This window comes from Pararhodospirillum oryzae, assembly GCF_007992075.1.
Lineage (GTDB): Bacteria > Pseudomonadota > Alphaproteobacteria > Rhodospirillales > Rhodospirillaceae > Pararhodospirillum > Pararhodospirillum oryzae.
In genome coordinates this window covers 21589-46553 of sequence record NZ_BJZO01000032.1, presented here as the reverse complement: position 1 = coordinate 46553, position 24965 = coordinate 21589, and the positions used below count along the sequence as shown (strand labels likewise).

Annotated in this window: 20 protein-coding genes; all 20 read left to right on the top strand. The window is 67.6% G+C overall.

Annotated elements, in window-relative coordinates; translation table 11 throughout:
* Positions 1-101: 101 nt before the first annotated feature.
* A complete protein-coding gene (locus tag ROR02_RS07170; RefSeq protein ID WP_147163338.1) occupies positions 102-2327 on the top strand; it encodes an esterase-like activity of phytase family protein in 2226 nt (741 codons plus the stop codon).
* A gap of 199 nt (positions 2328-2526) precedes the next feature.
* Positions 2527-3624 carry a glycerol dehydrogenase gene (locus ROR02_RS07165; protein WP_147163337.1) on the top strand — a complete coding sequence of 366 codons (1098 nt, stop codon included), beginning with the start codon at positions 2527-2529 and terminating at the stop codon, positions 3622-3624.
* A 663-nt stretch (positions 3625-4287) separates the two neighbouring features.
* The gene (locus ROR02_RS07160; protein ID WP_147163336.1) at positions 4288-5115 is read left to right on the top strand and encodes a type 1 glutamine amidotransferase domain-containing protein; all 828 of its coding nucleotides are present in this window, start codon (positions 4288-4290) and stop codon (positions 5113-5115) included.
* Between the two features lie 85 nt (positions 5116-5200).
* Positions 5201-6397 (top strand): ankyrin repeat domain-containing protein, encoded by a 1197-nt coding sequence (locus ROR02_RS07155; RefSeq protein ID WP_170245009.1) that lies wholly within the window; start codon positions 5201-5203, stop codon positions 6395-6397.
* 37 nt (positions 6398-6434) lie between these two features.
* Positions 6435-7220: an HpcH/HpaI aldolase family protein gene (locus ROR02_RS07150; protein WP_147163334.1), complete on the top strand. Its 786-nt coding sequence runs from the start codon at positions 6435-6437 to the stop codon at positions 7218-7220.
* Positions 7221-7320: 100 nt separating this feature from the next.
* Complete coding sequence (locus ROR02_RS07145) at positions 7321-7881, top strand: DJ-1/PfpI family protein (protein ID WP_147163333.1); 561 nt, start codon at positions 7321-7323, stop codon at positions 7879-7881.
* A gap of 11 nt (positions 7882-7892) precedes the next feature.
* Positions 7893-8438: an NAD(P)H-dependent oxidoreductase gene (locus ROR02_RS07140; RefSeq protein ID WP_147163332.1), complete on the top strand. Its 546-nt coding sequence runs from the start codon at positions 7893-7895 to the stop codon at positions 8436-8438.
* A complete protein-coding gene (locus tag ROR02_RS07135) occupies positions 8435-10309 on the top strand; it encodes a monovalent cation:proton antiporter-2 (CPA2) family protein (protein WP_147163331.1) in 1875 nt (624 codons plus the stop codon). The genes ROR02_RS07140 and ROR02_RS07135 overlap by 4 nt, the downstream gene beginning before the upstream one ends.
* Positions 10306-11082, top strand: coding sequence for a hypothetical protein (locus ROR02_RS07130; RefSeq protein WP_147163330.1), 777 nt, complete (start codon positions 10306-10308; stop codon positions 11080-11082). The genes ROR02_RS07135 and ROR02_RS07130 overlap by 4 nt, the downstream gene beginning before the upstream one ends.
* Before the next feature lie 36 nt (positions 11083-11118).
* Positions 11119-13308, top strand: coding sequence for an MFS transporter (locus ROR02_RS07125; protein ID WP_147163329.1), 2190 nt, complete (start codon positions 11119-11121; stop codon positions 13306-13308).
* Positions 13305-14333, top strand: a complete 1029-nt coding sequence (locus ROR02_RS07120) for an ABC transporter substrate-binding protein (RefSeq protein ID WP_147163328.1) — start codon at positions 13305-13307, stop codon at positions 14331-14333. The genes ROR02_RS07125 and ROR02_RS07120 overlap by 4 nt, the downstream gene beginning before the upstream one ends.
* Positions 14330-15085 (top strand): hypothetical protein, encoded by a 756-nt coding sequence (locus tag ROR02_RS07115; protein WP_147163327.1) that lies wholly within the window; start codon positions 14330-14332, stop codon positions 15083-15085. The genes ROR02_RS07120 and ROR02_RS07115 overlap by 4 nt, the downstream gene beginning before the upstream one ends.
* On the top strand, positions 15082-16977 hold the full coding sequence (locus ROR02_RS07110; protein WP_147163326.1) for a PP2C family protein-serine/threonine phosphatase: 1896 nt from the start codon (positions 15082-15084) through the stop codon (positions 16975-16977). Before ROR02_RS07115 ends, ROR02_RS07110 begins: the two co-directional genes overlap by 4 nt.
* The gene (locus ROR02_RS07105) at positions 16977-18278 is read left to right on the top strand and encodes an aspartate aminotransferase family protein (protein ID WP_246135443.1); all 1302 of its coding nucleotides are present in this window, start codon (positions 16977-16979) and stop codon (positions 18276-18278) included. The genes ROR02_RS07110 and ROR02_RS07105 overlap by 1 nt, the downstream gene beginning before the upstream one ends.
* On the top strand, positions 18275-19504 hold the full coding sequence (locus ROR02_RS07100; RefSeq protein WP_147163324.1) for a diaminopropionate ammonia-lyase: 1230 nt from the start codon (positions 18275-18277) through the stop codon (positions 19502-19504). Before ROR02_RS07105 ends, ROR02_RS07100 begins: the two co-directional genes overlap by 4 nt.
* A 204-nt stretch (positions 19505-19708) precedes the next feature.
* Positions 19709-21553, top strand: a complete 1845-nt coding sequence (locus tag ROR02_RS07095; protein WP_174823017.1) for an AGE family epimerase/isomerase — start codon at positions 19709-19711, stop codon at positions 21551-21553.
* A 33-nt stretch (positions 21554-21586) separates the two neighbouring features.
* A complete protein-coding gene (locus ROR02_RS07090) occupies positions 21587-21928 on the top strand; it encodes an STAS domain-containing protein (RefSeq protein ID WP_147163323.1) in 342 nt (113 codons plus the stop codon).
* Positions 21925-24042 carry a glycogen debranching protein GlgX gene (gene glgX, locus ROR02_RS07085; RefSeq protein WP_147163322.1) on the top strand — a complete coding sequence of 706 codons (2118 nt, stop codon included), beginning with the start codon at positions 21925-21927 and terminating at the stop codon, positions 24040-24042. The genes ROR02_RS07090 and glgX overlap by 4 nt, the downstream gene beginning before the upstream one ends.
* A gap of 86 nt (positions 24043-24128) precedes the next feature.
* Positions 24129-24449, top strand: a complete 321-nt coding sequence (locus ROR02_RS07080; protein ID WP_147163321.1) for an STAS domain-containing protein — start codon at positions 24129-24131, stop codon at positions 24447-24449.
* Between the two features lie 27 nt (positions 24450-24476).
* A complete protein-coding gene (locus tag ROR02_RS07075; RefSeq protein ID WP_170245008.1) occupies positions 24477-24902 on the top strand; it encodes an ATP-binding protein in 426 nt (141 codons plus the stop codon).
* Positions 24903-24965: the final 63 nt, after the last annotated feature.

The window sequence follows — 24965 nt, the reverse complement described above, 5'->3', positions numbered from 1 at the left end:
TTGGTATGAAGGCGGGCCAAGGGGCGTCAAGAAACGATCACAGGCCATCGGGAGCGCGTCCCCTTAGGGTAAAATCCTTTGCACGGAAGGGAGAGACCCCGATGCGAGCCTCTTTGCTGGCGTCCGCCGCCCTGCTTGCCGTCTGCGGGGCAGGGCAGGCCGCGGTGGCCGCCGATGCCCCGCGTTTCTTTGTGCGCGTGGCCACGGTCCCGGTTTTCGAAACCCTGCCCGCCGGCCTGGATCCGGCCCAGAAAACAGCGGCCGAAATCCTGGCGGCCACCGCCGACGGCCTGACCGCCGTTTTCACCGACAGCCCCGGCACGTCGCTGGGCGTGATTGATCTCACCGATCCGGCCCAGCCGGGGTCCAGGGGCCGGGTTGCCCTGGGGGGCGAGCCTACCAGCGTGAGCGTGGTGGGGGGCTATGCCCTGGTCGGGGTCAATACCTCGGAAAGCTACACCCATCCCTCGGGCCATATCGCGGTGGTCAGCCTCAAGGATCTGGCGATCCAGGCGCGATGCGACGTGGGTGGCCAGCCCGATAGCCTGGCGGTGGATCCCAAGAACCGCTTCCTGGCCGTGGCCGTCGAGAACGAACGCGACGAGGAAACCAACAACGGAGCCCTGCCGCAACTGCCCCCCGGGCATCTGGCCTTGTTCGACCTGGGGCCGGACGGGACGCCCACGAACTGCCAGGCGATGCGCAAGGTGGACGTGACCGGGCTGGCCACGATCGCGCCCGAGGACCCCGAGCCCGAGTTCGTGGACCTGAACGCCGAGGGCCGGGTGATCCTGAGTCTTCAGGAAAACAACCACCTGGTGATCGTGGACGCCGCCACCGGCAAGATCGTGAACCACTTTTCGGCCGGCACGGTGTCGCTGGACACGATCGATACCCGGAAGGACGGGATCATCCAGGGCACGGGCAGCCTGAAGGACATCGCGCGCGAGCCCGACGCCGTGGCCTGGCTCGATGCCCATCGTTTCGTGAGCGCCAACGAGGGTGACTACAAGGGCGGCAGCCGGGGCTTCACCGTGTGGACCGACGATGGCACGGTGGCCTACGACAGCGGCCCCTTGATGGAACACCTGGCCATGCGCATCGGGCACTTCCCCGAAAAGCGCGCGGGCAAGAAGGGCTCGGAGCCCGAGGGCGCCGAGATGGGCGTGTTCGACGGCGAACGCCTGTTCTTCATCAATGCCGAGCGCGCCAACATGGTCGCCGTGTTCCGCGACATGGGGCCGGGCCAGGCGCCCGCGTTCGTGCAGGTGCTGCCCACCGGCGTGGGTCCGGAAGGCGTGCTCGCCTTGCCCGAGCGCGGCCTGCTTCTGGTCGCGGCCGAGGAGGACAGCGCCAAGGACAATGTGCGCGCCTCGGTCAGCGTGTACGCGCGCACGGCCACCCGGCCGGCCTATCCCACCCTTGAATCAGCGGATGACCCCAAGACCGGGGCCCCGATCGGCTGGGGCGCGCTGTCGGGCCTCGCGGCCGATCCCAAGGACCCCGCGCGCCTTTACACCCTCAGCGACAGCGCCTATGCCTCGGCGCGGATCTACACCCTGGATGCCAGCCAGACGCCGGCCCGTCTGAGCGGCTTCGTCGAGGTCACCGGCGCCCCCCAGGAGAAGCTGGACCTGGAAGGCATCGCCACCCGCCCGAACGGCGGCTTCTGGGTGGTGAGCGAAGGCAATCCCGACAAGGGCCTCGCCAACCTGCTGCTGGCTGTTGGCGCCGATGGCACGGTGGAACGCACCGTGACCCTGCCCGACGAGGTGGCCCGGCAGGCCGGGCGCTTTGGCTTTGAAGGCGTGGCGGTGTATGGCGACAAGGACCACGAAAAGGTGGCCGTGGCCTTCCAACGGCCGTGGCAGGACGACCCCAAGGACCAGGCACGGATCGGCCTGTTCGATCCCCAGGCCGATACCTGGACCTGGGTGCGCTATCCCCTGTCGGCACCGACCAGCCCGGCCGGCGGCTGGGTGGGGCTATCGGAAATCGTTTCCCTGGGCGACCAGCGCTTCGCGGTGATCGAGCGCGACAACCAGCCGGGCCCGGCGGCGGCCTTGAAACAGATCGCGGTGTTTGATCTGGCCGGCGTGACCCCGGCGGCCACGGGGGCCGACATTCCCGTGGTCGGGAAGACGGTGGTCAAGGACCTGCTTCCCGTCCTCAAGGCGACCAACGGCTGGACCCTTGATAAGGTCGAGGGCCTGTGCGTTGCCGCCAACGGCGGGGTGTACATGCTCACCGACAACGATGGCGTGGACGACGCCACCGGCGAAACCCTGTTCGCGCGCCTGGGATCGCGCGACGAGCTGTTCAAATAGGGAGGCTGAGCGGGGCGTCCTTTGCACGAAGGGCGCCCCGTGTCTTTCCAAGCCGTCGTGCTTTTTTCCGCGAGAGGAACCGGGGCGGTCTTCCCTGGCGGCATCGCTGCCGTTGAGCCAATGGCGCTGGTCGGGGGGCGGTACCCTTGCTAGCCTCTGTTCCACGCTCAACCAGGATCAACCAGGAAGGGACGGCTCGATGGCCAGTGTGCTGCTGGCGCCCAGGCGCTATGTTCAAGGGGATGGGGCGGTTCATCAGATTGGTACCCACGCGGCCCGGCTGGGGCGGCGGGCGCTGCTGATCGGGGGCGGGCGGGCGCTCGCGGCCTGCGAAACGGCGGTGGCGGACTCGCTGGGCGCGGTCGGGCTCTCCCTTCATGTCGAGCGGTTCGCCGGCGAGTGCTGTGATCGCGAAATCGAGCGTCTGGCGGCGGTGGGGCGCCAGGAACAGGCCGATCTGGTGATCGCGGCCGGGGGCGGCAAGGTGATCGATACCGGCAAGGCGGTGGCCCTTGCCCTGGCCTTGCCCATCGTGGTGGTGCCAACCATCGCGGCCACCGATGCCCCGTGTTCCACCGTCGTGGTGGTCTATGCCGAGAACGGCATCTTCGATCGCTACGTGCAGGTCCCGCACAACCCGGATTGCGTTCTGGTCGATACCGGGGTGATCGCCCGCGCCCCGGTGCGCACGCTGGTGGCGGGCATGGGCGATGCTCTTTCCACCTTCTGGGAAGCCGATACCTGCGCGCGCAGCGGCCGGACCAACCCGCTGACCGGCTCGCAGGCGCCCTTGCGCACCGCCCTGGCGCTGGCCCGCTTGTGCTACGACACCTTGCTGGAATACGGGGTTCAGGCCAAGAGGGCGGCCGAAACCGGCGGAGTCACCCCCGCCCTGGACGCGATCGTCGAGGCAAATACCTTGCTCAGCGGCCTGGGCTTCGAAAGCGGCGGCCTGGCCGGGGCCCACGCCATCCACAACGGCCTGACCCGGCTGCCCGCCTGTCACGACCGGCTGCACGGCGAAAAGGTGGCCTTCGGGACCCTGGTCCAGCTGGTGATGGAAGGCCGCCCCGATGCCCAGGTCCGCGAGGTGCTGGGGTTCTGCCGCTCGGTCGGCCTGCCGGTGTGTCTCGCCGATCTTGGCCTGGCGCGAGCCAGCCGCGCCGACATCCGCGCGGTGGCCGAAGCCGCCACCGCGCCGGGCGAGTCGATCCATGCCGCCTGGTTCACGGTCACGCCCGAGCGGGTGGAGGCGGCGGTCTGGGCCGCCGATGCCCTGGCCCGGGGAACGGCCTGAACGGATCGGGTCAAAGGCCCATCCCGCTCCCGGGGCGGGCGTGCGATCGTGTTCCCATCGGGAAAAGGGCAAACGGCGGGAACCCTCCGCCGTTTGCCGTCCCGGTGCCTTGGGAACCCAGGGTCAAGTCAGCCTCGGGACCGGAACACCTTGTATCAATGACAATCTGAAGAATCAACCCCCGGTGCGCCGCCTTCCCTTTGACGGCGAGTCTCTGTTGAGGGGCGGGCAATTCTCGTTTTGATGGAAAAACAGGCAAGAGGGGGCAGGGCGGGGGCGCCGGGCTTGGGGAAAAAGGGCGCCGGAAGCCAGGGAAAAGCAAAAAACAAAAGTGCATTTCCTGGGCGACCGGCAAGCAAAGGTGGATTGTGTCCCAATTGCAAATTGATCCACCTCGCATTGAGTGTTTGAAAGGCGTTTTTAACACGGTGAAGGGTTGACGGTCGGTCTGGTTTTGGAAATAGTCTTATTTCATGAAGACGAGGGGTGTTCTCCGAAATCCCGAAGGGCCCTTGTCCCTCACGAAGGGGCGTGTCGGCCTGGGGGCCTGAACTCTATACCCGTGGCAAGAGCGGCTTGATTCATGGCTTTTTAATCAAAATCAAGGGATGCGCGCGCCACGCATGAAGGGTGGAGGGCGCGATCCGGGAAGGGGCTGGAAGGATGGGGAAGAAAAAGGTTCTGACCGTCTTGTCCGAACATGGCTACTGGGGGGAGGAACTCCTGGGGCCCCTGGAATGCCTGGAGGCCGCCGGCCACGAGCTGGAGATGATGACGCCCAAGGGCAGGCGCCCCCGGGCCTTGCCGGTGAGCATGGATCCCGGCTTCGTCGATCCCCCGCTGGGCATGCCGGTCACCTCGGCGGAAACCGCCACCAAGGTCCGCGCCCTGGACGAGTCCAGCCGCCTGGCCTCCTGCCGGAACCTCTCCGCCTGGTTCCCCGAGCGCCCCTATTTCAGCGCGCCTCACTTTTTGCGCGCCCTGGAAGCCTACAACGAAAACCTGGCCCAGGCCCGCCGCGATCTGGAGGCCTTCGACGCCTTGCTGCTGGTGGGTGGCAGTGGCCCGATCGTCGACATGGTCAACAATCAGCGCCTGCACGATGTCATCCTGGCCTTTTATCAGGCCGACAAGCCGATTTGCGCCATTTGCTACGGCGTGGCCTGTCTCGCGTTCGCCCGCGACCTCAACGAACGCAAAAGCATCCTGTGGGGCCGCCATGTCACCGGCCACACGGTGGAATACGACTATCACGACGGCACCGGGTTCCTGGGCTCGGACCTGAACATGGGCCCGCCCCCCTATACCCTGGAATACATCTTGCGCGACACCGTGGGCCCCGAGGGGGCCTATCATGGCAACTTCGGCAAGAAAACATCGGTGATCGTGGACTACCCGTTCATCACCGCCCGATCCAATCAGTGTTCCTATGAAGCCGGGGCCGCCCTGGTGGCCGTGCTGGACAAGGGGTTGCGCCGCAAGGGGTGGTAACCCCGAGAAGCCAGCCCCCCCACTGCTTGGCATGCCCGGGTCGCGTCGCTTGTCCGTTCCCCCCAACGTCGACAAGGAACCCAAGATGTCCCCAACCCCTTCCGTTTCCCTGGCCCTGGCCGCCGCGCGCGAGGGAGACGTGCCCTCCCTTCAGGCATGGTGCGCCGGGGGGGGCGATCCCAACGCCTTTGACGGCGAGGGCTGGACGCCCCTGTTGTGGGCCGCCGCCCGGGGCCAGCCCGCAACCACCCGTTTCCTGCTCGATCAGGGGGCCGATGCCGGCCTCGCCCATGCCCGATCGGGGGCGCTGCCCTTGCACCTGGCCGGGCAGTCGGGCAGCGTCGAGTGCGCCCGGATGCTGCTGGCGGCACGGCCCGACCTGATCGACGCCGTGTACAGGATCAATGCCCACACGATTTTGCTGCAAGCCGTGTTTTACGGGCACCTGGATCTGGCCCGCTACGTGCTGGAACAAGGGGCCAGCACCGCCTTGACCACCGCGCGCGGCCTGGGGCCCCTGGAACTGGCGGCCCAGTTCCAAAACGAGGCCATGGTGGCCGTGATCCGGCCCTACGATAGCCCGGCCGAGGCCAAGGCCGCCGCCTACCGGGCCTACCTGGACCAGATCCGCGTGCCCGTGGCCCCGGGCGAGGAACCGCTTCAGGCCCTGGCCGACCAGATGGTCGGCGCCATCGAAGGGGGCCTGAAGGCCGCCGCCACCGACCCGGGCGCCGTGGACGCCACCTTGGCCACGCTGCGCCGGCTGATCGAAACCGAGGGGGCGCCGGTCAACCGCCTGGGGGGTGCCCTGGGCCAGCCGCCGCTGGTGGTGGCCGTGACCGGTCCCAACGGCTTCCCCGCCAACCCCAATCTGGCCCGGCTGCGCCTCGCGGTGGCCGAACTGCTCTTGGATCACGGCGCCGACCCCACCGTGCACGAAAACCATCCCATGGGGGCGCAGACCGTGATCCGCGCCGCCGTGTTCAACCACCTGGATATCCTGAAGATCTGCGCCCGCGCGGTCAGCCCCCAGGCCTACACCGACGCCATCAACGAAATTCCCCTGGTCAATGGCCTGACCGCCATGCACGACACGGTGTTGCGGGCCACCATGGCCGCGCCCGACCGGGTGGACGGCTACCTCGATCAGGTCCGTTGGTTCGTGTCCCACGGCGGGCGGGTGGATATCGAGGATTTCGCCGGCCTGACCCAGCGCGCCGTGGCCGAACAAGCCGCCGATCCCGACCGGCGGGCCCGCCTGCTGGAAGCCATGGGCGAGTGACGCGCCCCGTTCCTTCTTCCTCAAACGGAGTTTGGTTATGGACGCCAACGGCCTTCGTCCCGTCAACCGCCTGAAGCGCAAGCTCGCCGCCGGCGAGGTCTGCCTGGGCGCGACCTTGACCATGAACAGCCCGGTCACCGCCGAGCTGTTTTCCCGCCTGGGCTTCGACTGGCTGTGGCTGGAAATGGAACACACCACCATGGCCGACACCGACGTGTTGACCATGCTGCAAGCCACCAACGGCTCGGAAACCAGCACGGTGGTGCGGGTGCCCTGGAACGACAAGACCATGATCAAGCGGGTGCTCGACACCGGGCCCGACGGAATCTTGATCCCGCTCGTCAACTCGGCCGAGGAAGCCAGGGTGGCCGTGCGCGCCATCAAGTATCCGCCGGTGGGCGAACGGGGCGCCGGCCTGGCCCGCGCCCAGTGCTATGGCCTGCGCATGGGCGAATACCTGCAAAGCGCCAACGAGGAGGTCATGACCATTGTCATGATCGAGCACATCGACGCCGTGAACAACATCGAGTCCATTCTGGCCGTCCCGGGCATCGATTCCGTGATGGTGGGGGCGCTCGACCTGTCGGGCAGCATGGGTATCCTGGGCCAGACCGGGGATCCGCGCGTCGAGGAGGCCATTACCCGCGTGCTCAAGGCCGCCCAGGCCGCCGGCAAGCCCTGCGGCATCATCACCACCAGCGCCGAACAGGCCAACCGCCGCATCAAGGAGGGCTTTACCCACCTGATCGTGGGCATCGACATTTTGTTCCTGCTGGGGGGCGCCAGCACCGTCTTGTCGCAGATCGAGCGCGCGCCAGCCTAGGGGCACCCGGGGGAGGGGGCCGGGCCCGCCGGTCCCCTTTTTCTTTTTGTCACGCCGCGTGTTTCCGATCCCGTTCACCGCCAGCAGGGGAGGGCCGGTCATGGCCGGGCGCAAGATCGCCATCTTGATCGAAAGCGACTTTTACGAGCATGAAATCTGGTACTACCACTACCGCTTCGCCGAGGAAGGCCTGGAAGCCTGCTTCGTCAGCCGGTTGTGGGGGCAGTCTTCCATCACGTTCAAGGGACACGAATACCACGCGCCGTTCGAGTGCCACCTGAGCTTCGAGGACATCGACGACGCGGCGCTTGACGATTACGCCGCCGTGATCGTGCCCTCGGGGATGGTGTCGGATCGCCTGCGCTACACCGAGGACCTGAACGCCCTGCCGCCGGCCTGCCGGTTCTTGCAGCGCGCGTTCGCCCGGCCCGGCCTGCTCAAGGGCATCATCTGCCATGGCCTGTGGCTGTGCGCGCCGGTGCCCGAGGTGCTCCGGGGGCGCCGCCTGACCTGCCACCCCAACCTGCTGGGCGACGCACGGGCCTATGGCGCCACCTTCGTGGACGAAGACGTGGTGGAAGATGCAGACTTGATCACCGGCCGCACCGGTAATCATGCCCACTTGTTCGCCCGCGCGCTGATCAAGCGGATCGCGGGCTGAAGGAAACACGGATGACCCCCGTTCTGGTTTTGTTTGTTCATCCGGCCTTGCGCCGGTCACGGGTTAATCGCACCTTGCGCGCCGCCCTGGCCGACCTGGACGGGGTACGGGTTCACGACCTGTACGAAACCTATCCTGATTTTTTCATCGACGCCGCCGCCGAACAGGCCTTGTTGTCGGACTGCGGGGCCTTGGTGGTGCAGCATCCGATCTACTGGTACTCGGGCCCGGCCCTGCTCAAGGAGTGGTTCGATCTGGTCTTGGAACGGGGGTTCGCCTATGGCCCCGGCGGGCGCGCCCTGGCCGGCAAGCCGTGGTTGAGCGCGGTCAGCGCCGGCGGCGGCGCCGACAGCTACCAGCCCGAGGGGCTCAACCATTTCACCATGGATGAAATCCTGCGGCCGTTCCAGGCCACCGCCGCCTTGTGCGGCATGCCCTGGCAAGCGCCCTTCGTGACCCACGACGCCGTGGGCCTGGGCGCCCCCGCCTTGCAGCAGGCGGCCCAGGCCTACCGTCGGCGCGTGGAAGCCCTGCGCGGGCAGGTCGGGGGAGAATGACCATGCCGCTGGCCGATGCCGTGATCTACCTTGCCGCCGCCGTGCTGTCGGTGCCCATCGCCCGGCAACTGGGCCTGGGCTCGGTCCTGGGCTACCTGATCGCCGGGGTGGTCATTGGGCCCGGGGTGCTGGGGCTGGTGGGCGAAGCCCAGTCCGTGCGTCATGTCGCCGAGTTTGGCGTGGTCATGATGCTGTTCCTGGTCGGCCTGGAACTGCGCCCGGCCCGCCTGTGGAGCCTGAAGGGCACCGTGTTCGGCCTGGGTGGTGCCCAGGTCCTGGGCTGCGCCGCCGCCCTCGGGCTGGGGTTGCTGGCCTGGGGGGTGCCGTGGCCGGCCGCCGTGTTCGGAGGGCTGGCGGGCGCCATGTCGTCAACCGCCATCGTGTTGCAGGCCCTGGCCGAAAAGGGGCTGCTGCGCACGCGCGCGGGCGAGGTCAGTTTTTCGGTTTTGTTGTTCCAGGATCTGGCGGTGATCCCGATCATGGCGCTTTTGCCCCTGCTGGCGGGGGGCGCGGGCGCCGAGGCGTCCGCCCATCCCAGTGCCCTGGCCGGGCTGCCCGGGTGGGTCCAGGCCCTGGCCACGCTGGCCGCCGTGGCGGCGATCGGGATCGGCGGGCGTTTGTTGACCCGTCCGGCCTTCCGCTTCATCGCCCGCACCCGGCTGCGCGAGATTTTCACCGCCTTTGCCCTGCTTCTGGTGCTCGCCACCGCCCTTTTGATGTCGGCGGTGGGGTTGTCGGCGGCCTTGGGCACCTTCCTGGCCGGCGTGGTGCTGGCCGACAGCGAGTTCCGCCACGAGCTTGAAAGCGACATCGAGCCCTTCAAGGGCCTGCTGCTGGGGCTGTTCTTCCTGTCGGTGGGCGCGGGCATCGACTTGCACCTGCTGACCGACCAGGTGGCCACGGTCGCGGCCCTGGTCGGCGCGATCGTGGGGATCAAGATCGTGGTCCTGGGCGCGGTGCTGCGCGCCATGCGCCTGACCGGGCGCGACGCCCTGCTGAGCGCGCTTGCCTTGTCGCAGGTGGGCGAGTTTGCCTTCGTCCTGATTGGCCTGGCCGGCCAGGCGGGCTTGTTCGATGCCCGGCTGGGCGGCCTGATGACCCTGGCCGTGGCCCTCTCGATGGTGACCACGCCCTTGCTGCTGCTGGCCTTCGATCACTTCGCCACCGACAAGGAGCAAGAGCGCCCCCAAGGCGAGCTGCCTTCGATCCCGGCCGGCGGGCGGGTGATCCTGGCCGGCTTTGGCCGGGTGGGGCAGATCGGCGGGCGCCTGCTCATGGCGCGCGGCGTCAACGTCACCGTTTTGGAACACGACGCCGACCAGCTGGAATCCCTGCGCCCGTTCGGCTTCTCCTTGCACTATGGCGATGCCCGGCGGGCCGACCTGCTGGCCAGCGCCGGCGCGGCCGAGGCCGATTTGCTGATGGTCGCCACCGACGACAAGGAAACCACCCTGACCATCGTGGAAACGGCGCGGCGCCATTTCCCGGGCCTCAAGATCGCGGCGCGGGCCTTCGACCGCGTCCACGCCTATGCCCTGGAGGATGCAGGGGCCAACTTGGTGGTGCGCGAAACCTTCGCCGGTGCCCTCGACCTGGGGGTGGGGGCCTTGCGCCTGCTGGGCGTGCCCGCCTACGAGGCCCGGCGCGCCGGCCACCTGTTCGCCCGCCACGACCAGGAAATCTACGATTCCTTGCGGACCATGACCGGCGATAGCGCGTCGTGGGGCCTAGCCTTCCGCGCCAAGCGCGAGCACCTGGAGCGCATCTTGAAGCAAGAAGCGGGCGAGCACGACACCTTGGGGGATGACGGCTGGGAGACCGCGACAGCGGCCCAGCCCTGCGTCCCTCCCGGAAAAGGGGGTGATGCATGAAACTCTCGCTTCTGGGCCTGATCGGCCTTGGCATCCTGGGCAGCGTCGTGCTGGCGGTGGGGCTGGTGATCGCGCTGACCACCTTGAAGGCCAACGACAACCTGCTGGCCCTGTCGGAAAGCCGCTGGGCCTTCGTGGCCCGGCAGGTGGAAGCCCAGATCCAGACCGGCTTCAGCCTGGGCCTGGACCTGGACAGCCAGACCAACATCGGCCAGGTGCTGAACACGGTGGCCGAACGCAATCAACGCCTGGAATCCATCGAGGTCTTCGACGAAACCGGCAAGGTCCTGTTCGCCGCCGGCCCCCACCCCGTCCGGCCGCGCGTTCCGGAAAGCGTGCGCGCGACGATCCTGGCCCAGCCGGCGGGAACGATCTGGAACGCGCGCGACCGCGATGGCCTGCACAGCGGCCTCGCCCTGGTCAACAGCTTTGGCCAGACCGACGGCGGCCTGGTGCTGGTCAGCTCGCGCGGGGCCCTGGACGCGATCGCGGGACGGATCTTCGCCGACATCCTGCGGGGGTGCCTGCCGATCGCGGCCGTGGCCGCCGCCATTGCATTGATGGCCGTGTGGGTGGTGTTCGCCGGCTCCCGGCACAGCTTCAACCGCGCCTGCGCCGGTCTGGAAGGCCTGGAGCAGCGCCAGACCCCGGCCTTCGATCCCGATCCCGACAGTCCCGTCGAACAGGCCGTCGGTGCGTTTCGCGATCACGTGGGCGTGGGATGGCAGGCCCTGGACGCGGCCCGCCAGCGCCTGGACGACCTGGAAAAGTAGGCCCGAACCGTGGCAGGCAAGGAAGGAGAGCGGGGGATGGGCGAAAGAGCCAGAAATCCGGTGTTGCGCCTGTTTGCGTTCACCACGCTTTTGTTGACACTCACCATGGGGCTGGCCGGATTCTACGCTTTTGGCGTTTCCCAGCGCTATTTGTTGCCGGAACTCGACTTGAAGGCCCGCACCGTGGGCGTGGCCATCGCCGACAAGGTCGCCCTGGCCCAGGCCCAGGCCATTCCGTTCGACCGCTTCGTGGGCATGGACGAGTACCTGGACTCGGTGCGCCAGGCCCAGCCCGACATCGACTACCTGGGCATCACCGACACACGCGGCGTCTTGCTCTATCACGCCGGCCTTGATCAAGACGACCTGCGCACGCTGTTCGGCGAGGAGAACGCCCGGGGAGCCCCGGCCTGGGAGGACGACGACCCCGACGACGAAGGGGGCTGGGCCCTGTGGCTCAGCCAGGCCAGCCTTGCCCTGTCCGGGCCGCCCGTGCGCGAAACCCCGCCCCGGGGCGGCTATTACGATACCCAGGTGCCCCTGGTCAGCCAGGGCCAGATGGTGGGCACGCTGCACATCGGGGTCTCGGTCGGGTTCTACAAGGAAGAAATCGCCCGCCAGGCCACCGACATGATCATTGCCGTGGTCATTGCCCTGCTGATCACCTTTGAACTGCTGCTGGCCACCACCACGCTGGCCTTGAGCGGGCCCCTGGATACCCTGGTTTCCACCTTGCGCCTGTCGACCCAGGGCGTCTTTTCGCGCCCGCTGGCGGGATCGGCGCGCGAGATCGACCGGCTGGCCCATCGGGCCGGGGTGGTGGTCGATGCCCTGCTTGACGCCCTGGCCACCCTGAAGGCGCGGCTGATCGCCTTGCAGGAGCGCCATCCGGAACGCCAGGCCCGGTTGCTGGCCATCGATCAGGGGCTGGACGAGGCCGTGCGCCCCGTCGACCCCGACAAGCGCCCCGTTGATCTGGCCTCGGTGTTCATTGGCGCGCGCCTGGGCGCCTTTCTCTTCGTGCTGGCCGAGGAAATCACCCGGCCCTTCATGCCCGTGTTCATCCGAGGAGTGGCCGAGAGCAGCGGCTGGGGGCAATCCGACCTGATCATGGGCCTGCCCATGTCGATGTTTCTGCTGGTCGTGGCCCTGTCGATGCCGGGCGTCGCCAGCGCGTCCGAACGCCTTGGCCGGCGGCGGACCTTCATCGCGGGCGCCGTGCTCTCCAGCGTGGGGCTGGTGGGGGCGGCGCTGGGCGGCGGCTTCGTGGCCCTGTTGCTGTGGCGGGCCCTGTCCGGGCTTGGCTACGCCATGACCTTCGTGGCCTGCCAGGGCCATGTCCTGGATCACGCCGACCCCCAGCAGCGGGCGCGGGGGGTGGCCCTGTTCGTGGGGGGGATCACGGCGGCCGACATCTGCGGGCCCGCCATCGGCGGCATGCTGGCCACCCGCCTGGGCTTCGAGGCGGTGCTGGGCATCGGCGGCGCCCTGGCCGCCGGGGCCGCCTTGCTGGGGGTGTGGGCCCTGCGCGGGCAAGGGGCCTTGCGTCCCGCGCCCAAGGCGCCCCGGGGGACCATGTTCAAGCTGCTGGGCAACGGGCGCTTCGTTGTCTTGCTGCTGTGCACGGCGGTGCCGGCCAAGCTGCTGCTGTCGGGCGCGTTGTTCTTCCTGGTGCCGCTGATCGCCACCCAGGAAGGCGCGAGCGCGGGCGAGGTGGGCCGGCTGGTCATGGTCTATGGCCTTGCCAGTTTCCTTCTTGCCACCCCCTTTGCCCGCCAGGCCGACCGCTGGGGCCTGCATGGCCTGGCGGTGGGCGTGGGCGCCCTGATCGCCGGGCTGGGCCTGATCCCCATGGTGTTCGATGCCGGCATGCCCGGGGTCATCCTGGCCGTGGTCGGGCTGGGCGTGGGGCAGGCGCTTTCGATCTCGCCCCAGCTGGCCCTGGTCATGCGGGTGTGCGAAGACGAGGTCACCCGGTATGGGCAAGCGCCGGTGGTGGGTCTTTACCGGCTGGCCGAGCGCCTGGGCGGCGCCCTGGGGCCGGTCGGCGCATCCGCCCTGGCCGCGGTCCTGGGCTATGGCGGCGCCATGGCGACCCTGGGCGCCGGCGCGGTCGTGGCGGCGGTGGTCTTTTGCGTGGTCTTTCTGATCCTGGGCGCCCGGCCCCATCCCGACGACCAGATCGACGACGAAGAGCCCCTTATTCGCCCGGAGGCGTCGTCATGAGCCGGAAAATTCTGCATGGCGTGATCGGAGTCCTGGCCCTGCTGGGGGGAATGCTCGGGCTGGCGCTGGCGGACGCGCGCGGGGCCCGGGCGGCCGAGGGCGCCCCTTACCGTATCTTCATGATCCTGTTTCGCGGGGAAACCGAGGCTGAACGGGGGTTTCGCGATTATCTGGCCGATCACGCCATGCCGGCCGTGATCACGGTGCGCGATCTCGACCACGATCTTTCCCGGCTGCCCGCAGTGATCGCCGAGGCCAAGGCCTTGAAACCCGACCTGATCTACACCTGGGGCACCGGCATCGCCCAAGGCGTGATCGGCGCCTATGACCAGACCGACACCAGCGCCACCATTGGCGATATTCCCGTGCTGTTCGACATGGTGACCTCGCCGGTGGACGCGCGGCTGGTGCGCGAGATGGGACCCTCGGGGCGCAACATCACCGGGGTGTCGCATATCCCGCCGCTGGAAAGCCAGATCCGCGCCATGCAGGTGTATCGCACCTTGACGCGGCTGGGGATTATCTACAATCCAATCGAGCAAAACTCGGCCAGCATGGTCACGAAACTGCGCACCCTGTGCGACGCCCAGGGGATCGACCTGGTCGCCGAGCCGGTGCCCCTGGATGCCACCGGCCATCCGAGGGCCGATGTCCTGCCCGATCTGGTCGCCAAGGTCGCGGCCCGCGAGCCCCAGTTCCTCTACATCGGCCCCGATACCTTCATCGGGGAGAACCGCGACGTCCTGACCCGGGAGGCCATGCGCCACCAGATCCCGGTGTTTACCGGCACCGAGCTGGAAATCCGGGAGTCCAACGCGATGGTCGGGCTGGTCGCGACCTACTATGCCCTGGGCAAGCTCGCGGGCTACAAGGCCGAGCAGATCCTGGTGGACAAGGTTCCGGTGGGCACCATCCCGGTCGAAACCCTGAAGCGCTTCAGCTACATCGTGAAAATGAGCGTCGCGCGGCAGTTGGAACTGTATCCGCCCATGGCGCTGCTCGACTACGCGGAGCTGATCCCATGAGCGGGGCGGGGACCGGGGGGGCGTGTGCGGTCCGCGAGGGCGAGGCCGGCCCGTGGCGCGAACGGGTGGGGGCCGCCTGGCTGGACGGGCGCGTGCTGGGCCCGGGCGACCTGGGGCGGGTGATCGCCTTGCACCACGCGGTGCTGGCCGGGCTGCCGCCGGGGGTGCTCAATCCCGAAACCGACACCTTTTTCGCCGACCATCTGGGGGAGGCGGGCAGGATCCTGGGGTTGTTCGACGCCGGGGGCGCCCTGGTCGCCTATGGCGTTCTCGGGCTGCCGGCCGCCGGCAGTCCCTACAATTTCGGCCGCGATCTGGGCCTGGCCCCGCAATGGCTGGGCACCGTTGCCCACCTGGATGGCGCGACGGTGGCCGAGCCGTGGCGGGGCGCGGGGATTCACCGGATCTTGAGCCAGCACCGCCTTGCCCTGGCCCGCGCGGCGAAGCGCCGCCACGTTCTGGCCACCGTCGCCCCCCTGAACGTGCCCAGCTTGCGAACCGTGCTGGCGGCCGGGCTTCGCGCGCGGGCCCTGAAGCCCATGTTCGCCGGCCGGTTGCCGCGTTTTCTCCTGTGCCGGGACCTCAAGGGCGATCCGGAGCTCGACCCGGCCACCGGGATCGCCGTGCCGCTCGCCGCCGCCGATCGACTGGGGCACGCGCTGGCGCAAGGGCGCCAGGGTTACGCCCTGACCCAGGGACCGGAAGGCCCGGCCCTGCGCCTCGCCTTTCCCGGGGGGGACCTCACGCCATGATGCTGCGCACCCGCCTGACCTTGGGGGTTTCCCTGTGCTTCATCGCCGTGACCGCGATCGTGGTGCTGGAAGGCCGCCTGCGCCTCGCCGAGGCCGAACGCCGCTTTGAACAGGCCGAAATCGCCGGCCATCGCAACGCCTGGACCGGCGCCTTCAATGCCGAGATGCGCGGCCTGAAGGACGAAATTGCCGCGCTGCCCAACAACGATCTGGTGGTTCGGGCCCTGGCCGAGCCGGCGTCGGGCGCCCTTCCTGCTCCCGGTTCCAGCCCCTCTTCCGTGTCGTCCGATCCCTTTTTCGCCGATCTTCTGGCGCGGGTGCGCGCGCGCCTGCCCGGCGCGGACCTGGAGGTCGTCCGCGCCGACGGCACGGTGGTGAGCGCGTCGCACCCGGGGCCGGCGCGCTTCCTGACCGGGGCGCGTCTCGCGGGACTGCTGGGCGCGACCCGGGGCATGCAAGGACTGGTGGCCGTCCCCGATCCCCAGGCCGGCCATCCGCCCCGGGTGCTGATCGCCGTGGGCGCGCCCGTTTTCACCCGCTTTGGCGCGGCCGGGGCGGTGGCGTTGCTGGTTGATGCCAGCGCGCTGTTGCCCGAGCTGGAGGCCACCACCGGCACCCCGGTATTCCTGCTGGCCCCCGACGGCCGCACCGTGGTGGCCGAGGGCGCCCCCCAGTGGCCGGGCAACCCGCTTGTGGCCCAGAACGCGCCCGCCAACGGCAGGCTGGTCCGGGTGTCGGTGGACGGCCGGGTGATCGAAAGCACCCTGCTGCCCTTGCAGGGCATGGAGGGCGATCGGGCCGCCGTGTTCGCGGTGTCGCGCGACATCACCGGACCGTGGCGCCAGGCCCTGCTGCTGTCGACCTTGAGCTATGGCGTGGTCGGGACCGAGCTGGCCTTGTTCCTGGCCGCCTTGCACTGGTATTTGCGCATTTCGTTTCGTCCTCTCAATGCCGCCATTCGCGTGCTCAATGCCCTGTCGCGGGGCGATACCTCGGTGGCGGGGCCGTCCACGACCGGGCGCGATGAAATCGGGCGCCTGGCCCGCACCATGGAAAACTTCCGGCGCGATCAGAAGCTGCTGGCCGAAACCTCGGCGGCCAAGGAACGCATCGAAAGCGAGCTGTCGGTGGCGCGCGATATCCAAAGCCATATCGTACCCACCGATTTCGCCTTTCCCGATCACCCCGAATTCGAGTTGCACGCGGTCATGGAGCCGGCCAAGGCGGTGGGGGGCGATCTCTACGACTTCTTCATGCTGGACGATCGCCGCTTGTTCTTCCTGATCGGCGACGTGTCCGACAAGGGGGTGCCGGCGGCCCTGTTCATGGCCATTGCCAAGGCCTTGTTCAAAAACGTGGCGCTCGCCACCGATCTGCCGCTCGACCAGATCATGGCCCGGGTCAACCGCCAGTTGACGACCGACAACCCGTCCGAAATGTTTGTCACCGTGTTTGCCTGTGTCCTGGATCTGGAAACCGGGGTCGTGACCTACTGCGACGGGGGGCATGAGCTGCCCGGGCGCCTGACCCCCGATGGCAAGGCCGAGATTCTCAAGAAGGAAGGCGGTCTCGCCCTGGGCTTCATCGCCGAGTACGCCTACCAGACGGCGCGGATCGATCTGCAACCCGGCGATGCCGTGCTGCTGTACACCGATGGCGTCAACGAGGCGATGAACCCCACCCACGAGATGTTCAAGGTGGAGCGCATCACCACCACCTTGCAAGGCGACCTGGCCGCGCGAGGGTCCCCGGCGGACGTGACCCGGACCTTGCTGGGCGCCGTGCACGGCTTTGCCAACGGGGCCGCGCAAAGCGATGACATCACCATCTTGATGGTGCGCTGGAAGGGACCGCGTTCGGCCTTCGTGCCCGCCCCGGGGGAGGTGGCGTGATGGAGGGTGTCTCCGACGACGCCGGTTTCGCGTCTCCGGTCGCGGCCTCCAGCGCCTGGGAATCCTCGGCCCGCAGCTATGCCGGACGCTTTCCCCGGGTGTTCGTGGCCGCGCAAGGGCCGTGGCTGATCGACCAGGACGGACGCCGTTTCCTGGATTTCCTGGGGGGGGCCGGCGTCTTGCTGCTGGGCCACAACCACCCCGACGTGCAAGCCGCCCTGGCGGCCCAGGCCCGGCCGGTGGGCAACAGCCTGGATCTGCTGACCGATGCCAAGCTCTCGTTCGTCGAGACCTTGCACGGCGTCTTGCCCGGGGACCTGGCCCGAACCCACAAGATCCATTTCTGTGGCCCCACCGGCTCCGACGCGGTGGAAGCGGCGCTCAAGCTGGCGGCGCGGGCCACCGGGCGGCGGGGGGTGATCGCCTTTCACGGCGGCTATCATGGCATGGGCCAGGGCGCGCTCGCGGTGTCGTCGTCGCGGCGCCTGCGCGAGGCCGGGCTTTTGATGGCCGGGCAGGTCGCCTTTTGCCCCTATCCCTACCCCTTGCGCTTTCCCGAGCCCTTTCGTACCCCCGAGGCGGCGGCCGGGTTCTGCCTTGCCCAGTTGCGGCTGATGATCGAGGACGACCACGCCGGCCAGGAGCTGCCCGGACTGGTGCTTCTGGAAGCCGTGCAGGGCGAGGGGGGAACCATCGTGCCGCCGCCGGGCTTCCTGCGCGAGGTCGAGGCCTTGTGCCGGCGCCACGGGATCTTGCTGGGCCTGGATGAAATCCAGTCGGGCCTGGGGCGGGCCGGGCGCTGGTTCGCCTATGAGGATGATGGCATCCAGCCCGATCTGATCTGCGTGTCCAAGGGGATCGGCGGCGGCTATCCGCTGTCGCTCCTGTTGTTCGATCGCCGCTTGGATGTGTGGCGCCCGGGCGATCACATCGGCACGTTCCGGGGGCAGTCCATCGCCCTGGTGGCCGGCAAGGCAACCTTGGAAGTGATCGCCCGCGACGCCTTGCCCGACAACGCCGCCCGGGTGGGGGCGCGCCTGAAGGAAGACCTGGCCCGGCGAACGGCCGGCCATCCGAAAATTCGCGAGGTGCGCGGGCTGGGCCTGATGCTGGGGATCGAAACCGATTCCGGGGCCACCGCCGACGCGCTGCAAGCGGCGTTGTTCCAGGCCGGGGTGATCGTGGAAACCGGGGGGCGCGAGGGCGCCGTGCTGCGTTTGCTGCCGCCGCTTACCATCGGCGCGGCCGAGGTTGAAGCCTGCCTGGAGGCCTTCGCCGGTGCCTTGGAGTGTGTGTCATGACCGGGCTCACGGAATTTCCCGTCAGCACGGATGCCCGCCTGCTGGCCGGTCCCGGCTGGTCCCCCGACTGGCCCCGCCATCAGGTCGGGTGCGTCGGGCTGACGCCGGACGCCTGCGGGCAGGCCGCGCGGGTGATCCGGGCCTGCCCGGCCTACGCGCCCACGCCGCTCCGGGCCCTGCCGGCGCTGGCGCGGGCCCTGGGCGTGGCGCGGGTCGATGTGAAGGACGAGGGCAAACGCCTGGGTGTCGGCAGTTTCAAGGCCCTGGGGGCGCCCTATGCCCTGGCCCTCGCCCTGGCCGACCGCCTGGGGGTCACGCCCGAGGCCCTGCTGGCCGGGAAGGAGCGTGCCTCGTGCGCCTCGTTCACCGCCGCCGCCGCCACCGATGGCAACCACGGCCGCGCCGTGGCCTGGGGGGCGCGCCAGATCGGATGCAAGGCCGAGATCTTCGTGCCCGCCGCCATCAGCCTGGGCCGGGTGCGGGCCCTGGAGGCCCTGGGGGCGCAAGTGGTGCGGGGCAGGGGATCCTATGACCAGGCGGTGGCGGATTGCGCCTGGCAATGCATGGAACAGGGCTGGCTGGAAATCACCGATACCCTGAGCCCCGGGCGCGTGGACCCCTGCATTGAGGTAACCGTGGGGCGGATCATGGCCGGCTACAGCCTGATCGCGGACGAGGTGCTGGCGGATCTGCCCCAGCCCCCCACCCACGTCCTGGCTCAAGGGGGCGTGGGCGGGCTCGCCGCCGCCCTGATCACCCGCCTGGGGCAGCGTCTGGGCCTGGACGCGCCCCGGCTGATCGTCGTGGAGCCCGAACGCGCCGCGTGCCTGTACGCCAGCGCCGTCGCCGGACATCCCGCCCCGGCCGACGGGGACCTGGAAACACTGATCGCCGGCCTGGCCTGTGGCGAGGTTTCCGTGCCGGCCTGGGAAATCCTGCGCACGGCCGCGTGCGCCTTCGTGCGCCTTCCCGACGCGGCCGCCATCGAGGCCATGCGCCGCCTGGCCCGGCCCCTGGCCGGCGACCCGGCCATGGTGGCGGGCGAAACCGGGGCGGCGGGGATGGCCGGCCTGCTGGCCGTGGCCACCAACCCCGCCGCGCGGACCGTGCTGGCACTAGACGAGTCCAGCCGCGTGCTGGTGGTCGCGACCGAGGAAGCGAGTGATCCGGATCTTTATACGATTTTGACGGGCATTCCCCTTCCCCTCAAAAAAGAAGAGGTGTAATCAGGAAAAACAGCAAAAATATTAAGCGTATTGCGACCGTCACTCCATTGTATGGAGGGAGGTGTGTTTTTATGTTGTCGCGATGCACGTAATGGGTATTACTTTATTTTTCATTGACCGCTAGGGGAGCTGTCTTTATCTTTTCAATGGAATTGTGGGTGGGAGTTGGGCGTTGCCCGACGTCTCGCATGATCGATACGGAGAATGATCGCCATGGGCCTGGATTTCACGTTTTCCGATACGATCGCCGGCTATGTCACCAATTACGATCGGGATGAACGCCGGTTCGGGCTGCGCACGTCGGACGGCCGGCTGTTCACCGTTCATCTGACGCCGACGACCTATGCCCGCTTCACCTTCAACCTGGAAGAAGACTACCGCGACGCCACGGGCGCGCTGGACCGCCTGCTGGCCTTGCACCGGCAGATGGTTTACGTTTACGGCACCTTCTACCCGACCGAGGACGAGGAGGTGATTTTTGAAGCGCAGTGGATGGTTTTCCCCGGCGATGGCCCGGGCCGCGTGCGCCACGAGGAACCGGACTGGTGGATTCACCAGATCGAGTCCATCGCCCATTCCTATCTGAAGTGGCAGTTCGGCTGGCCCAACCAGCCGATCGATTTCACCAATTACCGCACCATCTTGCACCTGGCCGGCACCAAGAAGGGCGACTTCCTGCAAGAAACCGATACCATTTCCCGCCTGGTGTATGGCTTTGCCTCGGCCTACATGCTGACCGGCAAGGACGAGTTCCTGGAAGGGGCCGAGCGGGGCACCGAATACCTGCGCGAGCACATGCGCTTCTTCGATCAGGATGAAAATCTGATCTACTGGTACCATGGCATCAAGGTGGAAGGGGCCCGCGAAACCAAGCTGCTCAGTTCGCAATTCGGCGACGACTACGACGCCATTCCGATGTACGAGCAGATCTACGCCCTGGCCGGCCCCACCCAGACCTACCGCCTGACCGGCGACCCGCGCATCCGCTTCGACATCGATCACACCATTGATCTGTTCGAAAAGTACTACAAGGATCACTCCGAGCACGGCGGCTACTTCTCGCACATCGACCCCGTGACCCTGGATCCCCGCGCCGAGTCGCTGGCCCATAACAAGGCACGCAAGAACTGGAACTCGGTGGGCGACCACGCCCCGGCCTATCTGATCAACCTGTGGCTGGCCACCGGCGAGCAGGCCCACGCCGATTTCCTGGAATACACCTTCGACACCATCACCCGGCGCTTCCCGGACTACGAGAACAGCCCCTTCGTGCAGGAACGCTTCTTCGAGGACTGGAGCCATGATCAGTCCTGGGGCTGGCAGCAGAACCGGGCGGTCGTGGGCCATAACCTGAAGATCGCCTGGAACCTGATGCGGATGCATTCGCTGAAGCCCAAGCAGGAATACGTGGACTTCGCGCGCAAGATCGCCGAGGTCATGCCCGAAGCCGGCTCCGACCAGCAGCGCGGCGGCTGGTACGACGTGGTCGAGCGGGTCCAGAAGCCGGGCGGGCGCCATCACCGCTTCGTATGGCACGACCGCAAGGCGTGGTGGCAGCAAGAACAGGCCATCTTGTGCTATCTGATCATGCACGGCGTGCTGCGCGACGATGAATACCTGCGCCATTCGCGCGAGGCGGCGGCGTATTACAACGCGTTCTTCCTCGATCACGACGACGGCGCCGTTTACTTCAACACCTTGTGCAATGGCCTGCCGTACCTGCTGGGCAACGAGCGCTTCAAGGGCAGCCACTCCATGAGCGGCTATCACTCGACCGAGCTGTGCTTGCTGTCGGCGACCTACATCAACCTTCTGATCGCCCGCGAACCGCTGTGGCTGCACTTCAAGCCCCAGCCCGGCGCCTTTGGCGGCACCTTGCGCGTCGCCCCCGACATCCTGCCGCCCGGCTCGATCACCATCACCGAATGCCTGATCGACGACGCGCCCTACACGGCCTTCGATCCCAAGGCCCTGACCGTGACCTTGCCCAAGACCGACCACCCGGTGCGGGTCAAGGTCAAGGTCAGCCCGGTGAGCTGGCTGGGCTGATCGGAAATCCGCTGGACTGAAGGAGTGGGGAGCATGGCCATCAACGTGAGCGAATGCCAGGCCGTGAAGGTCATCGCGGTGGACGGCAGCATCGACGGCAAGACGGCCCCCGAGGTGCAAGGGGAAATCCTGCCGGCCGTCGCGGGCATCGACCGGGTGATCTTGGACCTGAGCCAGGTTGATTACATGTCGAGCGCCGGCTTGCGCATGCTCCTTACCTTGTATCGCCAGTTCCAGGCCCGCAAGGGACGGATCGCGCTGGTGGGCGTGAGCGAGGAAATCCAGGACGTGATGAGCCACACCGGGTTCATCGGCTTTTTCGCCCTGGCCGACACCTTGGAAGAAGCGGTGGCCTTGCTGGAGGGCACGTCATGATCGAAGGCACGGACCGCATCGACTATTATCCGACCCACGAACTGGGAGGATACCGCGCCCGCGCCGGACGGCCCATTCCCTTCGGGGCCACCTTGGTCCCGGGCGGGGTCAACTTCTCGATCTACTCGACCCACGCCACCGCCTGCACCCTGGTTCTGTTTGAAAAGCGCGCCTCGGAGCCGATGGCGGAAATTCCCATTCCGTCCGCCTTTCGCATGGGCAACACGTGGTCGATCATGGTTTTCGGCCTTGAGTACGAGGAAATCGAATACGGCTATCGCTTCGAAGGCCCCTGGGACCCCGAGGCCGGACAGCGCTTCGACCCCCGGGTCATCGTCTGCGACCCGTATGCCAAGGTGATCGGCGGACGCGATACCTGGATGGGCGATCCGGAATGGGACCGGCCCTATCCCCACCGCTCGCGCCTGGCGTTCGAGGATTTCGACTGGGAGGACGACAAGCCCCTGGAGATCCCGACCGAGGATCTGGTGATCTACGAAACCCATGTGCGCAGTTTCACCCGCCATCCGTCATCGGGGGTCAAGGCGCCCGGGACCTTCGCGGGTCTGCGCGAAAAGATCCCCTATCTGCTCGACCTCGGAATCAACTGCGTTGAACTGATGCCTATTTTCGAGTTCGACGAGTGGGAAAACAGCCGGCGCAATCCGGAAACCGGCGAAACCCTGGTCAATTACTGGGGATATTCCACCTTGGGATTTTTCGCGCCCAAGGCGGGGTTCGCCGCCACCGGCAAGTACGGCATGCAGGTGGACGAGGTCAAGGCCCTGGTCAAGGACCTGCACCGCCACGGCATCGAGGTGATGCTGGACGTGGTGTTCAACCACACCGCCGAGGGCGACCATCGCGGCCCCACCATTTCCTTCCGGGGCATCGACAACAAAACCTATTACATGCTGACCCCGGAGGGCTGGTACTACAACTTCTCGGGGACCGGCAATACGCTGAACTGCAATCACCCCGTGGTTCGGGGCATGGTGATCGACTGCCTGCGCTACTGGGCCTCGGAATACCACATCGACGGTTTCCGCTTCGATCTGGCGGCCATCCTGGGGCGCGACCAGAACGGGGCGCCGCTGGCCAATCCGCCCCTGATCGAAAGCCTGGCCCATGATCCCATCCTGGCCCGCTGCAAGCTGGTGGCCGAGGCCTGGGACGCGGGCGGGCTCTATCAGGTGGGGTCGTTCCCCAACTATGGCCGCTGGGCCGAGTGGAACGGCAAGTACCGCGACGATCTGCGCAAATTCCTGGTCGGCGCCGAAGGCGGCGTGGGCGCGCTGGCGCAGCGTCTCCAGGGGTCGCCGGATCTTTACTGGTACCGGGGCGCCTCGGCCAGCGTGAACTTCGTCACCTGTCACGACGGCTTTACCTTGTGCGATCTGGTCTCGTACAACGGAAAGCACAACGAGAGCAACGGCGAGAACAACAACGACGGCGCCAACGACAACAACAGCTGGAACTGTGGCGCCGAGGGCCCGACCAATAACGAGGAAGTCAACGCCCTGCGCTCGCGCCAGATGCGCAACGCCCTGGCCTTGCTCCTGTTCAGCCAGGGTGTCCCCATGCTGCTGGCCGGCGACGAGGTGGCCCGCAGTCAGGGCGGCAACAACAACGCCTATTGCCATGACAGCGAGATCTCCTGGTTCGACTGGACCTTGGTGGATGCCAATGCCGGCCTGCTGGCCTTCACCAAACGCCTGATCGCCTTTCGCAAGGCGCATCCCGTGCTGCGGCGGAGCCATCACTTCGTGCACCGCGACGACGCCCAGGTCGGCCTGCCCGACATCAGCTTTCACGGCACCCAGGCCTGGCGGCCCGAATGGGCGGGCTGGAGCAAGGCGCTTGGGGTGATGCTGTGCGGGGCCTACGCGCCGGGTGGCGCCGACGACGATGTGTACCTCGCGACCAACACCTATTGGGAAGGGCTGTGGTTCGACCTGCCCCGGCCCCGCGCCGGGCGGCGCTGGCACGTGGTGGCCAACACCGGCATGGCCGCGCCCGAGGATGCCTTTGACCTGGGCCAGGAGCCGCTCCTGGAGGATCAGGACCGGGTGTTGCTGGGGCCGCGTTCGGTTCTCATCCTGGTGGCCCGCTGACGGGAAATCCGGTCCACGGAGAGGGGCACCCCTGAAGCCGTCTCCTGAAACCGCCCCCTGAAATCGCCTATAAAAAGGAAACAACCATGACCCTTGAAATTTCCGGTGGCGTCGAAAACGCCGTCGCGACCCTGGTTCTGAAGGGCGAGCTGGACGCCAGTTCCGCGCCGCTCTTCAAGACGGAGATCGAAGCCCTCGCCGCCCAGCACCCCACCCGTCTGGTGCTGGAGGTGGCCGACCTGACGTTCATGGCCTCGGCCGGGCTGCGGGTTTTGATTTTCGCCAAGCAGAAGCTGGGAACCGGGGTTGATATCTACGTGGTCGCGCCCCAGCCGGCGATCGTGGATACGCTGGAAAAAACCGGCTTCCATCACAGCGTGTACATCGTCGATCAGGCGCCGGCCTGAAGGCTTCTGGAAGGGGAGGGCGGTCTTGTGTCTGCAACCCGATTCCCCGCCGATCTGGCGGCGCTGGCTCCCTTGCGCGATCTGGTCAAGCAGCGTGCCGACGCCGCCGGTCTTTCGACCTCAAGGGGCTACCGCCTGATGCTGGCCGTCGACGAGGTGGCAACCAACATCGTCTTGCACGGCTACCAGGAGAACGGCCTGGAAGGGCATCTGGACGTCAGCGTGGAGGTGACCGAAGACAACGAACTGGTCGTGTGCCTGGAAGACGACGCCGTGGCGTTCGATCCCCGATCCCTGGAAGGGCCCGACGCCGAGGACCTTTCCATCCCCCTGGAGGAACGGGACGAAGGGGGCCTGGGGATCATGCTCGCCATGGACGGCGTGGACCGGTTCGACTACGAGCGCGTGGGCGAGCGCAACCGCAATACCTTCGCCGTGCGGCTGAAGGAATAACGCCGCTTTTCCGGCGGGTGGCGGAAGGGGGGCGCCGGCTTTCCCGGGCGCCCCCGGCGCGGG